The organism is Micromonospora sp. WMMD734 (assembly GCF_049178975.1).
Classification (GTDB): domain Bacteria; phylum Actinomycetota; class Actinomycetes; order Mycobacteriales; family Micromonosporaceae; genus Micromonospora; species Micromonospora wenchangensis.
Genome location: NZ_JBMHMK010000001.1, coordinates 3,724,124 through 3,739,946, shown reverse-complemented (window position 1 = coordinate 3,739,946; position 15,823 = coordinate 3,724,124). Strand labels below are relative to the sequence as shown.

Here is a 15,823-nt window from a genome sequence, read left to right as displayed (position 1 = left end):
CACCGCACCTGCGGTGACCGGCCACGTCGCGTCGGGTGGGCCCCGGCAAAAAATGTTCCGAAACTTTTCCGAAACATCTTTGTTCTGACCGGTGCGTGATGGAAACATCGACGGCACTAGATTTAACAACCGCGACGCCCGGCCGTCCCGCCCCGACGGTCCGGGTGCGGGCCAGCAAGGAGGCCACGATGGCAATGAGCCCATCCGTTCATCACGGCGGGAGTCGGCGACGGCGACCACCAGCCGTCCGGGCGCTGCTCGCCGGCGCGGTCAGCGTCGTGACGGTGGCCGCCGTCGCGGTGATGATGCCGTCGGCGAACGCCGCCGCGACCACGTTGGGCGCGGCCGCCGCGCAGTCGGGCCGGTACTTCGGCACGGCGATCGCGGGGGGCCGGCTCGGCGACTCGAACTACACCACGATCGCCGGCCGCGAGTTCAACATGATCACGGCCGAGAACGAGATGAAGCCGGAGGCGACCCAGCCCCAGCGGGGCCAGTTCAACTTCACCTCCGGTGACCAGATCTACAACTGGGCGACCCAGCGCGGCCTGAAGGTCCGGGGGCACACCCTGGCCTGGCACGCGCAGCAGCCGCCGTGGATGCAGAGCCTGAGCGGCAGCAACCTGCGCCAGGCGATGATCGACCACATCAACGGCGTGATGGGCCACTACAAGGGCAAGCTCGCCGCCTGGGACGTGGTGAACGAGGCGTTCAACGAGGACGGCAGCCGCCGGTCGTCGAACCTCCAGGGCACCGGCAACGACTGGATCGAGGTGGCGTTCCGCACCGCGCGGGCCGCCGACCCGTCGGTGAAGCTCTGCTACAACGACTACAACATCGAGAACTGGTCGTACGGCAAGACGCAGGGCGTCTACCGCATGATCCAGGACTTCAAGTCCCGGGGCGTGCCGATCGACTGCGTCGGCCTGCAGACCCACTTCACCGGCGGCAGCTCCCTGCCGAGCAACTTCCAGACCACGCTGTCCAGCTTCGCCGCCCTCGGGGTGGACGTGGCGCTGACCGAGGTCGACGTCACGAACTCCTCCACCACCCAGTACGCCGGGCTCACCCAGGCCTGCCTGAACGTGCCGCGCTGCATCGGCATCACCGTGTGGGGCGTACGCGACAGCGACTCCTGGCGCTCCAACGAGAGCCCGCTGCTCTTCGACAGCGGCGGCAACAAGAAGGCCGCGTACAACTCGGTCCTCAACGCGCTCAACGCGGCCCCGCCGACCTCCGGGCCGACCACGGGCCCGCCCACCACGCCCCCGCCCACCACGACCCCGCCGCCGAGCGGCGGCGCCGGACGGATCGTCGGCGTGGCGTCGAACCGGTGCATCGACGTGCCGAACGCCACCCAGACCAACGGCACCCGGGTGCAGCTCTACGACTGCCACGGCCAGTCCAACCAGCAGTGGACGTACACCAGCGGCAAGCAGTTGCAGGTCTACGGCACCAAGTGCCTGGACGCCAACGGCGCGGGCACCGCCAACGGCACCGGGATCATCATCTGGGACTGCAACAGCGGGGCCAACCAGCAGTGGAACATCAACGCCAACGGCACCATCAGCGGCGTGCAGTCCGGGCGCTGCCTGGACGTCTGGGGCACCGGCAACGGCCAGCAGGTCCAGCTGTACGACTGCCACGGGCAGACCAACCAGCAGTGGCGCACCGATTTCGGGGGCAGCACCCCGCCGCCGACCACCCCGCCGGTGACCACGCCGCCGCCGACCACCACGCCCCCGCCGTCGGGCGGCTGCGCGCTCCCGTCGACCTACCGGTGGTCGTCGACCGGCGCGCTGACCAGCCCGAAGAACGGCTGGGTCTCGCTCAAGGACTTCACCAACGTCGTCTACAACGGCAAGCACCTGGTCTACGGCTCGTACGTCAACAGCAGCGGCCAGTACAGCTCGATGAACTTCGGCACGTTCACCAACTGGTCCGACATGGCCTCGGCCAGCCAGAACGGGATGAGCCAGGGCACCGTCGCGCCCACCCTGCTGTACTTCGCCCCGAAGAACATCTGGGTGCTGGCGTACCAGTGGGGGCCGACCTCGTTCAGCTACAAGACGTCGAGCGACCCGACCAACGCCAACGGCTGGTCCTCGGCGCAGACGCTGTCCACCGCCACCCTCCCGGACGCCCCCTACGGCGTGATCGACCAGACCCTGATCGGTGACGACCAGAACATGTACCTGTTCTTCGCCGGGGACAACGGCAAGATCTACCGGTCGAGCATGCCGCTGGGGAACTTCCCGGGCAGCTTCGGGTCGAGCTACACGACGATCATGACCGACTCGACGAACAACCTGTTCGAGGGCGTCGAGGTCTACAAGGTGCAGGGCCAGAACCAGTACCTGATGATCGTCGAGGCGATCGGCAGCCAGGGGCAGCGCTACTTCCGCTCCTTCACCTCCACCAGCCTGGGCGGCTCGTGGACCCCGCAGGCCACCAGCGAGAGCAACCCCTTCGCCGGCAAGGCCAACAGCGGCGCCACGTGGACCAACGACATCAGCCACGGTGACCTGGTCCGCACCAACCCCGACCAGACCAAGACCATCGACGCCTGCAACCTGCAACTGCTCTACCAGGGCAAGGACCCCAACGCGAACACCGACTACAACCTGCTGCCGTGGCGGCCGGGTGTCCTCACCCTCCAGCGCTAGGCGCACCGTCGCACGCGCAACGACCGGGGCGTGTCCGGCACCTGAGGGTGCCGGGCACGCCCCGCCCGGTTTCAGCCGGCCAGTTCCTCGGCGAGCAGGTCCATCAGCAGCGCGTCGTGCCAGCGTCCGTCCGCACCCCGCTCGTACCGCCGCATGACGCCCACCGGCCGGAACCCCACCTTCGCGTACGCCCGGATCGCCGCCGTGTTCGCCGCCGCCGGGTCGACGGTGAACCGGTGGTGGCCGTACTCGTCGACCAGGTGCCGGACCAGGGTGCGGACCGCGTCCCCGCCCAGCCCGTTGCCGCGTACCGCCGGGTCGAGGAAGACGTCCAGGCTGGCGTGGCGGTAGTCCGGGTCGGTCTCGGCGTACCACTGGATCGCCCCGACCAGCCGGCCCGCGTGCTCGACGACGTAGACCGTCACCGTGTCGTCGGCCAGGTCGGCCCGTACCGATGCGGCCAGGTCGTCGCCGCCGCGCCACCAGCGGCGCACCTCCGGGGTGGCCCGGATCGCGGCCAGGGCCGGCACGTCCGCCTCCGTCACCGGGCGCAGCGTGACCGTCCGACCGCGCAGCACCTGTCAGCCCCGCCGCTCGCCGTGCTCGACGCAGACCGCCGACCAGCCGACCGGCAGCACCTGCACCTTCATCCGCCGGCGGCAGTGCCCGCAGTAGCGCGGGGGCTCCAGCACCCGGGCCGCCGCGCAACCCGGGTGCGGGCCCGCCGTGGTGTCCGCACCACAGCGGTCGCACCAGGCCGCGGCCGACGTCAGCACTGCGGACTCCGCCGTACGGCCGCCGGCGGTCGGGTCACCCGCATCGGTCATCATCACCTCACAGGGTGGCGGAGAGCGCCTTGACCGGCATCTTCAGCTCGTCGAGCAGCTTCAGGTCGTCGGTCGCCGGCCGTCCCAGCGTGGTCAGGTAGTTGCCGACGATCACCGCGTTGATCCCGCCGAGCAGGCCGTCCCGGGTGCCCAGGTCACCGAGGGTGATCTCCCGGCCGCCCGCGTACCGCAGGATGGTGCGCGGCATGGCCAGCCGGAACGCGGCGATGGCCCGCAGCGCGTCCTTACCCTCCACCACCGGCCGGTCGCCCAGCGGCGTGCCCGGACGCGGGTTGAGGAAGTTCAGCGGCACCTCGTGCGGGTCCAGCTCGGCGAGCTGCGCGGCGAACTCGGCGCGCTGCTCGACGGTCTCGCCGAGGCCGAGGATGCCCCCGCAGCAGACCTCCATGCCGGATTCGCGGACCATCCGCAGGGTCTCCCAACGCTCCTCCCACGAGTGCGTGGTGACCACGTTCGGAAAGTACGAGCGGCAGGTCTCCAGGTTGTGGTTGTAGCGGTGCACGCCCATCTCGACCAGGTCGTCGACCTGCTCCTGGCTGAGCATGCCCAGCGACGCGGCGACCTGGATGTCGACCGCCGCGCGGATCGCGGCGACCCCCTCGCGCATCTGCTTCATCAGCCGGTCGTCGGGGCCGCGCACGGCGGCCACGATGCAGAACTCGCTCGCCCCGGTCGCCGCCGTCTGCTTCGCCGCCTCGACCAGTGACGGGATGTCCAGCCAGACCGACCGGACCGGCGAGGTGAACAGGCCGGACTGCGAACAGAAGTGGCAGTCCTCCGGGCAGCCACCGGTCTTCAGCGAGACGATCCCCTCGACCTCGACCTCCGGGCCGCACCACCGCATCCGCACCTCGTGGGCGAGCTGGAGGGCGGCGGTGAGGTGCTCGTCGGGCAGGGTCAGCACCGCGAGGACACCGGCCTGGTCGAGGCCGACGCCGTCGCCCAGCACCTGGGTCCGGGCCTGGTCGAGGATCTCTGGCATGGCTCGTACCCTACAAGGCCGCAGCGGGCCGGGAAACGCCCGAGCCGACGGCCCCCGGCCATCCCGGCTGTCCCCTTCCGCGTGGCGGTACGGCGGGCCCGCCGCCACGCCGGTGCCGGCCCGGCGGATGGTAATTTCGCCCGACGGCGGCAACGCCGTCACCCACCGGCACGGGCCGGTCGTCGGGCACCCCGGCGACCGGGCGGCAGCGGTGTGAGGTCGGCAGGGTGCCAGGTCGGACGGCGGACGGAGGCGGTGACCGGTGGCGGACTGGCTGGCGGCCCTGGACCGGCGTGCCGCACTGCGGGCGAAGGCGGGGCTCACCCGTACCCTGCGCCCCCGCGCCGCCGGTGACCCGGACGTCGATCTGGCCGGCAACGACTACCTGGGCCTGGCCACCCACCCCGAGGTGGTGGCCGCCGCCGGCCGGGCCCTGTCCGGGTACGGGCTGGGCGCCACCGGTTCCCGGCTGGTCCGGGGCTCCACCGACGTCCACCACGCGCTTGAGGACGACCTGGCCGACTGGCTCGGCGTCGACCGGGCACTCGTCTTCTCCTCCGGCTACCTGGCCAACCTGGCCGCCGTCCGGGGCCTGGTCCAGCCGCGTACCCTGCTCGTCTCCGACGCGCACAACCACGCCTCGCTGATCGACGGCTGCCGGATCTCCGGCGCGGAGACGGTGGTCACCGCGCACGCCGACGTCGACGCGGTGGCCGCCGTGCTCGCCGCCGCGCCGGGCCGCCCGGCGGTGGTGGTCACCGAGTCGGTGTTCTCCGTCGACGGTGATCTCGCGCCGCTGGCCGCGCTGCACGCGGTGGCCCGGCGGCACGGCGCGCTGCTGCTGGTCGACGACGCGCACGGGCTCGGCGTCACCGGCCCGGCCGGTGCCGGCGCGGTGGCCGCCGCCGGGTTGGCCGGTGCGCCGGACGTGGTGGTCACCGCAACCCTGTCCAAGGCGCTCGGCGGCGCCGGCGGGGTGGTCGCCGGTCCGGCCGAGTTCGTCAGGCACCTGGTGGAGACCGGCCGGACCTTCATCTTCGACACCGCGCCGCCGCCGGCCGTCGCCGCCGGGGTACGCGCCGCCGTGGCGCTGGCCCGCGCCGCCGACGACCTGCGCGCCGAACTGGCCGACCGGGCCCGGTACGCGGTACGCCGCCTCGGCGCGGCCGGGTTGCCGGTGTCCACCCCCGACGCCGCTGTGGTGTCGGTGACGGCTCCCGGCCCGGAGGCCGCCACCGCCTGGGCTGCCGACTGCCGGTCCCGGGGTGTCGCGGTCGGCTGTTTCCGCCCGCCGTCCACCCCGGACCACCGCTCCCGCCTCCGGCTGACCCTCTCCACCGGGGTCACCCGGGCGGACTTCGAACACGCCCTGGAGGCCATCGTGGAGTGCGCCCCGCAGTCGCGAACCGGGGGGGTCCTGTGAGCGTGAGGAGTGAGCCGGGTTTGCGAGCCCCGCAGTCGCGAACCGAGGTGATCCTGCCGTGAGCGGGTGGAAGGGTGCGGTGCTGGTCACCGGGACGGACACCGAGGTCGGCAAGACGGTGGTGACGGCGGCGATCACAGCCGCCGCGCAGGCCGCCGGCCTGCGGGTCGCGGTGGTCAAGCCGGGCCAGACGGGCACGGCCACCGGCGAACCCGGCGACGTGGACTCGGTGACCCGGCTGGCCGCCCCGCTGACCGGTCGTACCCTGGCCAGTTACCCCGACCCGTTGGCTCCGCTGGCCGCCGCGCGGGTCGCCGAGCTGGAGCCGTTGGAGCTGTACACGGCCGTCGACGCGGTCCGCGCGGAGGTCGACAAGCACGACCTGGTGCTGGTCGAGGGGGCCGGTGGGCTGCTGGTGCCGATGGGACTGCGTCCGTCGGGTGAGGCGTGGACCGTCGCCGACCTGGCGGTGTCGCTGGGCGCTCCGGCGGTGGTGGTGGCCCGGGCCGGGTTGGGCACCCTCAACCACACCGCGCTGACCCTGGAGGCGTTGGAGCGTCGGGCCGTGCCCGCCGGGGTGGTGATCGGCGCGTGGCCGGCGGAGCCGCAGCTGGTGCACTGGGCGAACCTGACGGAGCTGGTGCCGAGCCTGCTCGGCGCGTTGCCGGCCGGGGCCGGGGCGATGGATCCGGGCGTGTTCCGCCGGTCCGCCCCGGGCTGGCTCACCCCCGACCTGTACGGGGTGCTCGACGACTGGCGTACCTGGGCCGAGGACGCGGGCTGACCGGTCCGCTCACTCGGTGGCGGGGACCGGCCGGGGCCGGTCGTCCTGCGCAGGTCGCGGGGCGACGACGTGGACCTGGCCGCCCGCGGTGCGGTTGTGCGCCTCGATCCAGGTGTCCAGCGCGGTGCCGCAGGCGTGGTCGAGGTGCCGCAGGCCGTGCAGGTCCAGCCGGACGATCCGGTCGGTGGGCAGCGCGTGCAGGGTGTTGAGGATGGTGGGTAGCCGCAGGAAGGTGGCGTTACCGACGATGGCGACGTCGATCGGGCCGGTGCCGGTGCCGTGGTCGTCGACGGTGACCCGGACGTGCGACGTCTCCCAGGCGACCTTGGCCACGGCCAGGCCGAGGCCGACCAGCACGCCGGTGAACATGTCGGTGGTGACGATGGCGACGGCGGTGACCGTCAGCACCACCGCCTCGCCCCGGTGTGTCCGCCAGAGCCCGGGCAGCGTCCGCAGCGGCAGCAGCTTGCACCCGGCGTGCACCAGCACGGCGGCGAGCGCGGGCAGCGGGATCAGCCCGACCAGGCCGGGCACGGCGGCGACGAAGAGCAGCAGCCACAACCCGTGCAGCACCCGGGACGCCTTGGTCCGCGCGCCGGCGTGCACGTTGGCGGAGCTGCGCACGATGACGGCGGTCATCGGCAGCGCGCCGAGCAGCCCGCAGACCGTGTTGCCGGTGCCCTGGGCGACCAACTCCCGGTCGAAGTCGGTCCGGGGCCCCTGGTGCATCCGGTCGACGGCCGCCGCGCTGAACAGGCTCTCCGCCGAGGCGACCAGGGTGAACGTGACGATGGTGGCGAGTACCCCGAGGTCGGCGAGTTGGCTGGGGTGGCCGAGCGACGGTTGGATCGCCGCGAGCAGCCCCGCCACCTCGATGGTGTCGACGGGTAGACCCAGCACGGCGCTCGCCGCGGACGCCGCGACGACGGCGACCAACGCCCCGGGCACGGTACGCAGTCTGCCGGGCAGCAGGTTCCAGAGCATCATCACCGCGATGGTGGCCGTACCCAGGGCGAGCGACAGCCTGGCTGGTTCGGAGCCGGTCAGCTCACCGACCAGTGCCGGCAGACCGGTGAACGCGGCGAGGCCGACAGGGGCGGTCCCGGCGCCGGCCAGGATGTGCAGTTGACCGGCGATGAGCAGCAGTCCGATGCCGGCGAGCATGCCGTGCACCACGGCCACCGAGATGGCCCGGAACCACCGGCCGAGCCGCAGCAGCCCCAACCCGATCTGAAGCAGTCCGGCGACCAGCACGATCGTGCCGAGGCCGGTCAGGCCGTACCGTTCCACGGCCTCGGCGACGAGCACGGTCAGCCCGGCGGCCGGTCCGCTCACCTGGAGGCTGCTGCCCGGCATCACCCCCACCACCAGCCCACCCACCACCCCGGTGACCAGCCCGAGTTCGACGGGTACGCCGGAGGCGACCGCGATCCCGACGCACAGCGGCAACGCGACCAGGAACACCACGAGCGACGCCGGCACGTCACGCCGCCACTCTCCCCACCTCACCGCCCCCCACCACCCGACGCCACCCCACCCGTCCCCGCCACCCTGCCGGCCCCCGCCCCCGCCACCCCGTCCCCGCCGCGCGCCACCCCGCCCGCCCCGGTGATCAAGAGGTTTGCGTCAGATCGAAGATCAACGTTGACGCAAACCTCTTGATCAACCCGGGAGGGCGGGGGGAGTGGGCGGGGTGGGGGGAGTGGGGAGGGGGTGGGGTGCATGAGGACCTCCCGGGTTGGTGTGGCGCTTGGCGTCACACGGGGTTCAACCCTTGGCGGGGAGTGGGGGTTACGCCCGTTTCCGCAGGTGAGCGGGGTTCAGGCGAGGCTGCGGCGGGAGGCTACGGCGTGGTGGCGCGGCGGACCACGAAGGCGTCGGGCATCCGGAAGGTGAGGTTGTCCGGGCACCACGGCGGACGTACCACCGTCACCGCGTCCAGCAGCGGTGCCGCCTCGGCGACCACCACCGCCGCCTCCAGCCGGGCCAGTTGCGCGCCGACGCACCGGTGCGCCCCCGCCCCGAAGGCCAGGTGCCGGCGGGACCCACGCTGCCCCGGGCGGAACCCGGCCGGGTCGGCCACCACCGCCGGGTCGCAGCCGGCCCGGGCCAGCCACAGCAGCATCGAGCTGCCCGCCGGCACCGGCGTACCGCCCAGGGTCGTGTCGACCGCCGCCACCCGCCGCCAGGTGACGATCGGCGGGTCCCGGCGTAGGCCCTCCTCGACCACGTCGGCGACGGCGACGGTGCCGGCCCGCAGCCCGGCACGCACCCCGGGTTCGCCGGTGAGCCGGTGCAACAGCAGGGTGAGGAACTGGCTGGTGGTCTCCTGGCCGGCTACCAGCAGGAAGAACAGCGCCCCGACCACCACGTCGAGGGAGTGCCCGGCGGCGCGCAGCCGACCGGCCAGGCCGCCCCCGGTGCCGGCGAACTCCCGCAGTACGGCATGGAACCGGCCCACCTCGGCGGCGAGGCTCTGCTGCCGCTCGGCGTCCAGCGGGGCCCAGAACAGCTCCAGTGCCGCCCGCGCGAAGTCCTTCACCGCGCCCACCGGGGCGTCCGGCAGCTCGACCAGCCGGGCCAGCGCCAGCAGCGGCAGATCGGCGGCGAGCCGGGCGTGCAGGTCGACCGGCCGGCCGGCGGCCAGTTCGGCGGCGATCCCGGCCACCCGGGCCCGCACCAGCGTGGTCAACCACGGCCGTTGGGCGGCCACCCGGTCCGGGTGCAGCGCCTCGGCGACGATCGCCCGGATCGCCGGGTGGCTGTCCCCGGCGTTGTTGGCCAGCGTCGGCGGCAGCCGGAACCGGTGCGCGGTGAGCACCCGCAGCGCGGCCACCGGGATCGGGGTCACCGCGTCCAGGGCGTTGTCGGGCCGCCAGGTCACCGGGTCGGCGAGCACCCGCCGGACCAGCGCATGCCGGGTCACCACCAGGTGTACGCCACCGACCCGGTCGACGACCCTGGCCACGTCCGGCCAGGGTTCGTCGACGGACGCCTCCCACCCCCGGAACAGCACCCGGTCACGCTAGCGGGCGGCCCCCGGCGGGGCGGGGTCCAGTTCCCACACCGTGGTGTGCTTCACCCGTACGCTCTCCAGCGCCTCCGGCACCGGCACGTCGTAGCCGGCCAGTTCGCGGAACCGTTCCCGGGGCAGGAACGCCCGGCCCGGGTCGCCGACCAGCACCCGGGCACCGGAGCGGGCGGCCCGCAGCAGGAAACGCAGCACCCGGCGGGCCATCGCCTCGCTGTAGAAGACGTCCCCGGCGAGCAGCACCTCGGCGTCCCCGGCGTCGCCGTCGAGGACGTCGGCCAGTTCGGCGTCGACGCGTACCCCGTTGGCGTGGGCGTTGAGGGCGACGGCGGCGACGGCCCGCTCGTCGATCTCCACCGCCCGTACGGCCGCCGCGCCGGCCCGTGCGGCGGCGATGGCGACCAGGCCGGAGCCGGAGGCGAGGTCGAGCACCCGGCGGCCGGCGACGGTCTCCGGGTGGTCGGTGACGTACCGGGCCAGGCCCTGCCCACCGGCCCAGGCGAAGGCCCAGAACGGCGGCGGCTGGGAGCTGCGGAACTCGCCCTCGGTCAGCTCCCACAGGCCGATCGGCTCGTCGGCCTGGTGCAACCGCACCTCGGGTACGAAGGCGACCGGGGCGAGCCGGGCGTGCAGCCGGACGAAGGCCGCGGAGAGATCGGACACCCGCCCAGGATGTCAGCCGCGCGAACCCCGGCGCGGTCGACCCTCACCGGCCCGACGAAGCGGCCAAGCCCACACCGTCACCCGGCGTGTCGGCGAAGGCGGGTGACCGGTTCACCACTGTCGGTGTTAACCGGCCCCGTACTTGCCGACCGGCGCGAACACGCCCGTCTACCGGCTTCCCCATCGTGCTCATAGCGTGGCGGGTGGACAAGACCGACGGGAGGAGCGAGGCGGTGGTGATGGTGTGGCGGAACGCGCTACGGGTCGGGGCGGTGCTGGCCTGCCTGTCGGGGACAGCGCTCGTCGGGCCGACACCGGCGTCGGCGGCGGACCGCTTCTCCACCGAGCTGAGTGGCCTGCCGGCCCAGTTCACCGCCGGGGACCAGGTGCGGACGGTCTCGGCGGTGGTGTCCAACAAGGGCGACGGCGGCTGCGTGAAGGTCCGCTGGTCGATGGTGCTCTCGGTGCAGGGGCTGCGACTGGACCAGGTCAAGATGGACCGGGTCGAGGAGACCGGCTCGTTCCCGCTGGACATCCGGGCGCAGGGGGACGTGGCCCGGTTGACCGACCGGCAGCTCGACCCGGGCACCCTCTGCCCGGACCGCACGGTCACCGCCACCTACCGGGTGGCCTTCGCCGAGGACGTCACCCGGGGTCGGATCACCATGGCCGCCGAGGCGTACGACCCGAACCTGCGGCTGCTCGCCCGACGTACCGCCACCCGGCAGGTCGTCGGCACGGCACCACCGCCCACCACGGCGGCACCCGAGCCGACCACCGCGTCGCCGGAGCCGACCGAGGAGGTGCTGGAGCCGACCGAGGAGGAGACCGAGCCGACCGAGGAGGCGCTGGCCGAGGTGCCGCCACCGGCCGCGGCGAACCGTTCGGCCAACGCCAGTGGGGGCTTCGGGGTGGTGCAGGCGGCGTTCCTGCTCGGCGGCCTGCTGCTCTTCCTCGGCGTCGGCCTGCTGATGCGGCTGCGGCAGCTCACCCGGACCGCGTCCGACGGGGTGGAGGGCGACGATGCGCGCCCGGTCCGTCGGCCCGTCCGCTGGACCACCGTCCGACGGTGATCGGGGGCCGCCGGGGCCGGGTGGCGCCACCACCCGGCCCCGGCGGGTTTCACTTCGCGAACACCTGGAACTCGGCGATCCGCACCTGGTCGCGCGCCGGGCTGGCGGTCGCGCAGTCGGTCCGGGTCGCCGGGTCGTCGTCCTGCTCACCGGCGTACGCCGGGCCGCCGGTGCACTGGCTGGCCAGCACCTCCAGCCGGACGTGGGTGGCGACGGTGGCCGGCACCCGGAACGATCTGGCGATCAGGTCCCGGCTGTAGGCCCGGTACCTCCCGCCGGGGAACGCATCGTCGGCGCTGGTGTAGACCCGGGTCCAGCGGGCCGGGTCGGCGCAGTCGGTGGTGGTCGCGTCGCAGGTCGACACCGCGAACGACCGCAGCGCGCTCAGCGCGTTCTGCGCGCCGGGGTCGGCGTCGCCGGTGATCGCCGGGCGCAGCATCGCGCTGACGGTGACCCGTTGCACCGGCTGCGGGGTGCCGAAGGGCAACGTCACGGTGACCTGCCTGCCGGCCACCCCGGTCAACGACGCCCAGTTGGTGGCCTCGGTGTCGTCGGCGATCCGGTCCAGGTTCACCCCGTCCCCGGTGATCGTCGCCCCCGAGGTGGTGGATGCCAGGTTCTGGCTCAGCCGCAGGTCGACGTACCCCTGCTGGCCGGCCTTGGCGACCACCTCCAGGCGCTGGTGGCCGAAGCCGGGGGCGACCGCCAGCACCTGGTACGTCCCGGCGACGGCCTCGAAGGTGGCCGGTAGCGGGGTGGCCGGGTCGGTGTCGGCGACCGGGGTGGCCCGCGCCTCGTAGTCACCGACGTAGAGCCGGATCGGCGCGTTGACGCTGTCGCCCCGGGGACGCAGGGTCAGCGTGGCGTTGCCGCCGGTCGGGCTGGCGAAGCTCGGCGTGGGGTCGGTGTCGGCGGCGCCGACGGTGGCGGCGTCCCGGCCCATCCCGGAGCGGGCGAACTCGGCCCAGATCAGCTCCTGGTTGGCCCCGCCGAAGCGCAGCCGGTCGGCGGTGAGCAGGTTGTCCCGCATGTCGAGCATGCTGACCTGGCTGGCCGCCTGGAGCAGGAACGAGTCGAAGACCAGCTGCACCCAGCGCCGGTTGCCCGGGCAGTTCTCGGCGGCCACCCGGCCCTGCGCGCAGTCGAGCTGCCGCGCCGGGGTGCCCAGGCCGTACTTCTTGACCAGGGCGGCGCGGATGCGGAAGTTGGTCGCACCCCAGATCTCCCCGTCGGCGTGGACCGCCGGGCCGCCGGTGTTGTAGCCGACGTCGGAGTAGTTGAGCGGGCTGCGGCTCAGGTCGTAGTTGCGGATGCCGCTGACCAGGTTGCCGGTGACGTAGCCGCCGGTGACGAAGGGCGTCTCGCCGGGGGCGCGCAGGCCGTGCTCGTAGAGGTACTCGGCGGCGAGCAGGTCGCTCCACGACTCGCCCATCGCCCCGCCCTGGTGGCCGCTGATCCCGCTGTCCGGGCCGGCGATCATCCGGTTGGTGATGGCGTGGGTGTACTCGTGGCCGATCACCGTCATGTCGTAGTCGCCGTCGACGCACGGCGGGTACGGCCCACCGGCCTGCGGCTGCCACAGGTACATGTTGGTGCTCGGCGGCAGGCCGTCACGCGGGGTGGACTGGTTGGCGTTGTTCCGGTTGCCGCTCAGCGCGCCCTGCTGGGCCCGCCCCTGCTCGGCGTCGCCACCCAGCCCGGCACCGCTGACGTTGACCGCCTGCAGGTTCCAGCTGGCCTCGGTGAAGCCCAGGTGCCAGGCCCAGTCGTGCATCCGGTTGTGCATGGCGAACAGGTTGGCGGTGGCGGCGTCGGCGTCGTTGCGCTGGGCGGAGGTGAACACCGCCGGGTTGCAGCGGGCCTGGTGCCACTGGTCGGTGAACGGGTACTCGTAGCGCCGGTCCGGGCGGTCCGGGGCGTTGACCATGGGGCTGCCGGCGCCCCAGGAGACCACGGTGTTGGCGGAGTTGCCCCGGGTGGTGCCGGTGGGCGTGCCGGTGGCGAGGTCGACGTCCCAGGGTTGCCCGCCCGCCGGGTCGCGGAAGGCGGCGGCGCAGTCGGGTGCGGGGCTGGCGCACCAGCGGACCCGGGGGTCCTGCCCGGGGGCGAGGTCCTGCGGCGGGGTGGCCGGGTAGACCGCCCAGCTCGGGTTGTCGGAGTCGAAGTCGACGAGGTCCTCGCGGACCAGCACCTTCCCGGTGATCCCGTCGACGTAGGTGGTGAAGGCCGCCGGGTGGTCGCTGTCCTTACCGATCAGGGTCACCTCGTAGGCGGCCCGGTTGCCGTCGACCGGGGTGGGCACGGCGACCTGGCGCACCCGGTGGCTGGCCACCGCGTCGGTGGCCAGGCCGGCGTCGGCGAGCGCGTCGGCGTACGCCTGCTCGGCGGTGCGGGTGGCCGGGGCGGGGGCGGCGGCGTCCCGGGACAGCGAGGAGCTGACCGAGAGCACGGTGCCGTCGGCGACCGCCACGGTGACCAGCCCGTCGTGACCGGCGGGCAGGTCGCCGAAGCGCTGTCGCAGGGTGACCACCGCGCCGTCGCCGATCCGCCGGACCAGGATCCGATCCATGGTGGCGACCGCGTCGGCGTCGAGCCCGAACAGGTCCCGCTGGGTGGTGAGGTAACGCCGGGCGGCGGCCTCCGGGTCGGCGGGCAGGCCGGTGGCGAGCCGGCCCGGGCCGAGGGCGTGCGGGGTGCCGAGCCGGTTCCAGCGCACCGGGGCGCCGGTGGCCCGGGCCAGGCTGCGCTGGCGGGCCTCGGGTGCGGCGGTACCGGTGCGGTTGTCGACGTCGGCGGCCTGGTGGCGGTCGTCGGCGAACGAGCCGGAGCGGCCCGGGGCCGGGGCCGCGGTGTCGCCCGGCGCCGCTGTGGCGGTGCCCCCGCCGGGCAGCAGGGCGGCGACCACGGCGGCGGTCGCCAGTACGGGAACGAGCCGGCGTCGATGCCGGCTCGTTCGGGGTGTCCACTCCGGTCTGGGCACGGAACCTCCTCGTGGGAGCGGGGACCGGCGCGACGCCGGCCCGGCGCAGGCGGGGTAACGCATGCGCATACGTGGATACCAGGCGGATCGGACGGGGGCAATGGCCCGCGCTGCGCGGATCAGACGAGCTGGGCGGGGTCGAGCCCCAGTTCCCGGGCTGTGACCAGCCGGATCCACTCGCCGAACTGACGCCGGGAGATCACCCGCTCGTGCACGGCGAGCTGGACGGCGAGCCCGTCCATCACCGCGTTGATCCGCCAGGCGGCGCCGGCCGGGTCGGCACAGTCGAAGGTCCCGTCGGCCACCCCGGCCGAGATCACCGCCGCCAGGTCCTCCCGCCAGCGCAGGTCCAGCCGTCGGCAGACCTTCTCCAGTTCCGGGGTGCGCAGCGACTCCGCCCAGCCGTCGATCCACATCGCCCAGGGCCGGCCGGTGGGGGTGTAGAGACGCAGGATGCGCCGGAGCTTGGTCAGCGGCGGGGTGGCGGAGCGCAGCACCGCGTCCAGCCGGGACAGTTCCTGCTCGACGGCGTACGCGAACGCCTGGGCGAGCAGCCGCTCCTTGGTGGCGAAGTGGTAGAAGACCAGCGCCTGGCTGACTCCGGCGGCGGCGGCGACGTCGGCGGTGCGGGTGTTGGCGAGTCCACGCTCGACGATCACGTCACAGGCCGTGCGCAGCAGGGAATCCAGGCGGACATCGGCGGCGGCACGTCTCGTCACGCCGCTACGGTAACCTATCGAACCGAGCACAGGGAGTTACCGACCCGCCCGATCGGGCTGCCGGCAGTCGGAAGCCGGACAGCACCCCGCAGCGAGTGGGCTACCTTTCCGACCTGTTCACCAGGGGTGCCGGCGACGCACCCCACCCCGGCAGCCAACTCTCCTAGGAAGCTCTGGCGGTGGTGGGGTCGGTCACCGCCCGGTGGTCGAACGCGCCGTCAGCGGCCCCGATTTGGCATCGGTGGAACCGCTCGGCTAGAGTTTCCATCCGTCACCGGGTGTCGTCCCGGAGGCAAGCGGACGTAGCGCAGCTGGTAGCGCATCACCTTGCCAAGGTGAGGGTCGCGGGTTCGAATCCCGTCGTCCGCTCGGAGCTGCCGCCACGCATGACGGGGGCAACCTCGGTGGGGTGGCCGAGAGGCGAGGCAACGGCCTGCAAAGCCGTGTACGCGGGTTCAAATCCCGTCCCCACCTCGGTAACAGGCACGGGCGATTGGCGCAGTGGGAGCGCGCTTCCTTGACACGGAAGAGGTCACTGGTTCAAACCCAGTATCGCCCACACGGTCAGTAGAGCCACCTTCCGATTCCGGAAGGTGGCTCTACTGCTTATCTCTCCCGGCCCCGCCGTCGGCCGGGTCGGGAGTGCTCCCGCTG

Annotated in this window: 12 protein-coding genes and 3 tRNA genes; 7 read left to right on the top strand and 8 right to left on the bottom strand. The window is 73.3% G+C overall.

Going from position 1 to position 15,823, the window contains the following annotated elements:
* The first annotated feature begins 188 nt into the window (after window positions 1-188).
* Complete coding sequence (locus ACN267_RS15770; protein ID WP_204957104.1) at window positions 189-2,666, top strand: non-reducing end alpha-L-arabinofuranosidase family hydrolase; 2,478 nt, start codon at window positions 189-191, stop codon at window positions 2,664-2,666.
* Window positions 2,667-2,737: 71 nt separating this feature from the next.
* Here ACN267_RS15770 and ACN267_RS15765 read toward each other — a convergent pair whose 3' ends face one another.
* Genes ACN267_RS15765 through bioB form a run of 3 tightly spaced genes read right to left on the bottom strand, consistent with a single transcriptional unit; the run spans window position 2,738 to window position 4,496 of the window.
* The gene (locus tag ACN267_RS15765) at window positions 2,738-3,244 is read right to left on the bottom strand and encodes a GNAT family N-acetyltransferase (protein ID WP_204957105.1); all 507 of its coding nucleotides are present in this window, start codon (window positions 3,242-3,244) and stop codon (window positions 2,738-2,740) included.
* A 3-nt stretch (window positions 3,245-3,247) separates the two neighbouring features.
* Window positions 3,248-3,496: a hypothetical protein gene (locus ACN267_RS15760; protein WP_372445898.1), complete on the bottom strand. Its 249-nt coding sequence runs from the start codon at window positions 3,494-3,496 to the stop codon at window positions 3,248-3,250.
* 4 nt (window positions 3,497-3,500) lie between these two features.
* Window positions 3,501-4,496, bottom strand: a complete 996-nt coding sequence (gene bioB, locus ACN267_RS15755; protein WP_204957106.1) for a biotin synthase BioB — start codon at window positions 4,494-4,496, stop codon at window positions 3,501-3,503.
* A gap of 262 nt (window positions 4,497-4,758) precedes the next feature.
* On the opposite strand from bioB, the gene ACN267_RS15750 reads away from it, so the two are divergent.
* Both ACN267_RS15750 and bioD read left to right on the top strand, forming a co-directional pair.
* Window positions 4,759-5,919 (top strand): 8-amino-7-oxononanoate synthase, encoded by a 1,161-nt coding sequence (locus ACN267_RS15750; RefSeq protein WP_281899467.1) that lies wholly within the window; start codon window positions 4,759-4,761, stop codon window positions 5,917-5,919.
* A 79-nt stretch (window positions 5,920-5,998) separates the two neighbouring features.
* Window positions 5,999-6,703: a dethiobiotin synthase gene (gene bioD / locus ACN267_RS15745; RefSeq protein ID WP_204957340.1), complete on the top strand. Its 705-nt coding sequence runs from the start codon at window positions 5,999-6,001 to the stop codon at window positions 6,701-6,703.
* A gap of 9 nt (window positions 6,704-6,712) precedes the next feature.
* Here bioD and ACN267_RS15740 read toward each other — a convergent pair whose 3' ends face one another.
* The 3 genes from ACN267_RS15740 to ACN267_RS15730 all read right to left on the bottom strand — a co-directional run bounded on the left by ACN267_RS15740 (window position 6,713) and on the right by ACN267_RS15730 (window position 10,397).
* Window positions 6,713-8,212: a SulP family inorganic anion transporter gene (locus ACN267_RS15740; RefSeq protein WP_204957109.1), complete on the bottom strand. Its 1,500-nt coding sequence runs from the start codon at window positions 8,210-8,212 to the stop codon at window positions 6,713-6,715.
* A 334-nt stretch (window positions 8,213-8,546) separates the two neighbouring features.
* Window positions 8,547-9,719: a cytochrome P450 gene (locus ACN267_RS15735; RefSeq protein ID WP_421489012.1), complete on the bottom strand. Its 1,173-nt coding sequence runs from the start codon at window positions 9,717-9,719 to the stop codon at window positions 8,547-8,549.
* Between the two features lie 9 nt (window positions 9,720-9,728).
* Window positions 9,729-10,397, bottom strand: coding sequence for a class I SAM-dependent methyltransferase (locus ACN267_RS15730; RefSeq protein WP_204924045.1), 669 nt, complete (start codon window positions 10,395-10,397; stop codon window positions 9,729-9,731).
* Window positions 10,398-10,600: 203 nt separating this feature from the next.
* Here ACN267_RS15730 and ACN267_RS15725 point away from each other — a divergent pair, with 203 nt between their 5' ends.
* The gene (locus ACN267_RS15725) at window positions 10,601-11,470 is read left to right on the top strand and encodes a hypothetical protein (RefSeq protein WP_281899460.1); all 870 of its coding nucleotides are present in this window, start codon (window positions 10,601-10,603) and stop codon (window positions 11,468-11,470) included.
* A gap of 49 nt (window positions 11,471-11,519) precedes the next feature.
* On the opposite strand, the gene ACN267_RS15720 is transcribed toward ACN267_RS15725, so the two are convergent.
* Both ACN267_RS15720 and ACN267_RS15715 read right to left on the bottom strand, forming a co-directional pair.
* Window positions 11,520-14,450 (bottom strand): M36 family metallopeptidase, encoded by a 2,931-nt coding sequence (locus ACN267_RS15720; protein WP_421489011.1) that lies wholly within the window; start codon window positions 14,448-14,450, stop codon window positions 11,520-11,522.
* Between the two features lie 119 nt (window positions 14,451-14,569).
* Complete coding sequence (locus ACN267_RS15715) at window positions 14,570-15,169, bottom strand: TetR/AcrR family transcriptional regulator (protein ID WP_204957114.1); 600 nt, start codon at window positions 15,167-15,169, stop codon at window positions 14,570-14,572.
* Between the two features lie 296 nt (window positions 15,170-15,465).
* On the opposite strand from ACN267_RS15715, the gene ACN267_RS15710 reads away from it, so the two are divergent.
* The 3 genes from ACN267_RS15710 (at window position 15,466) to ACN267_RS15700 (ending at window position 15,728) form a co-directional block, all read left to right on the top strand.
* Window positions 15,466-15,538, top strand: a tRNA-Gly gene (locus tag ACN267_RS15710).
* Window positions 15,539-15,572: 34 nt separating this feature from the next.
* Window positions 15,573-15,643 (top strand) — tRNA-Cys (locus tag ACN267_RS15705).
* A gap of 13 nt (window positions 15,644-15,656) precedes the next feature.
* Window positions 15,657-15,728: transfer RNA gene (locus ACN267_RS15700), tRNA-Val, on the top strand.
* The last annotated feature ends 95 nt before the right edge of the window (window positions 15,729-15,823 follow it).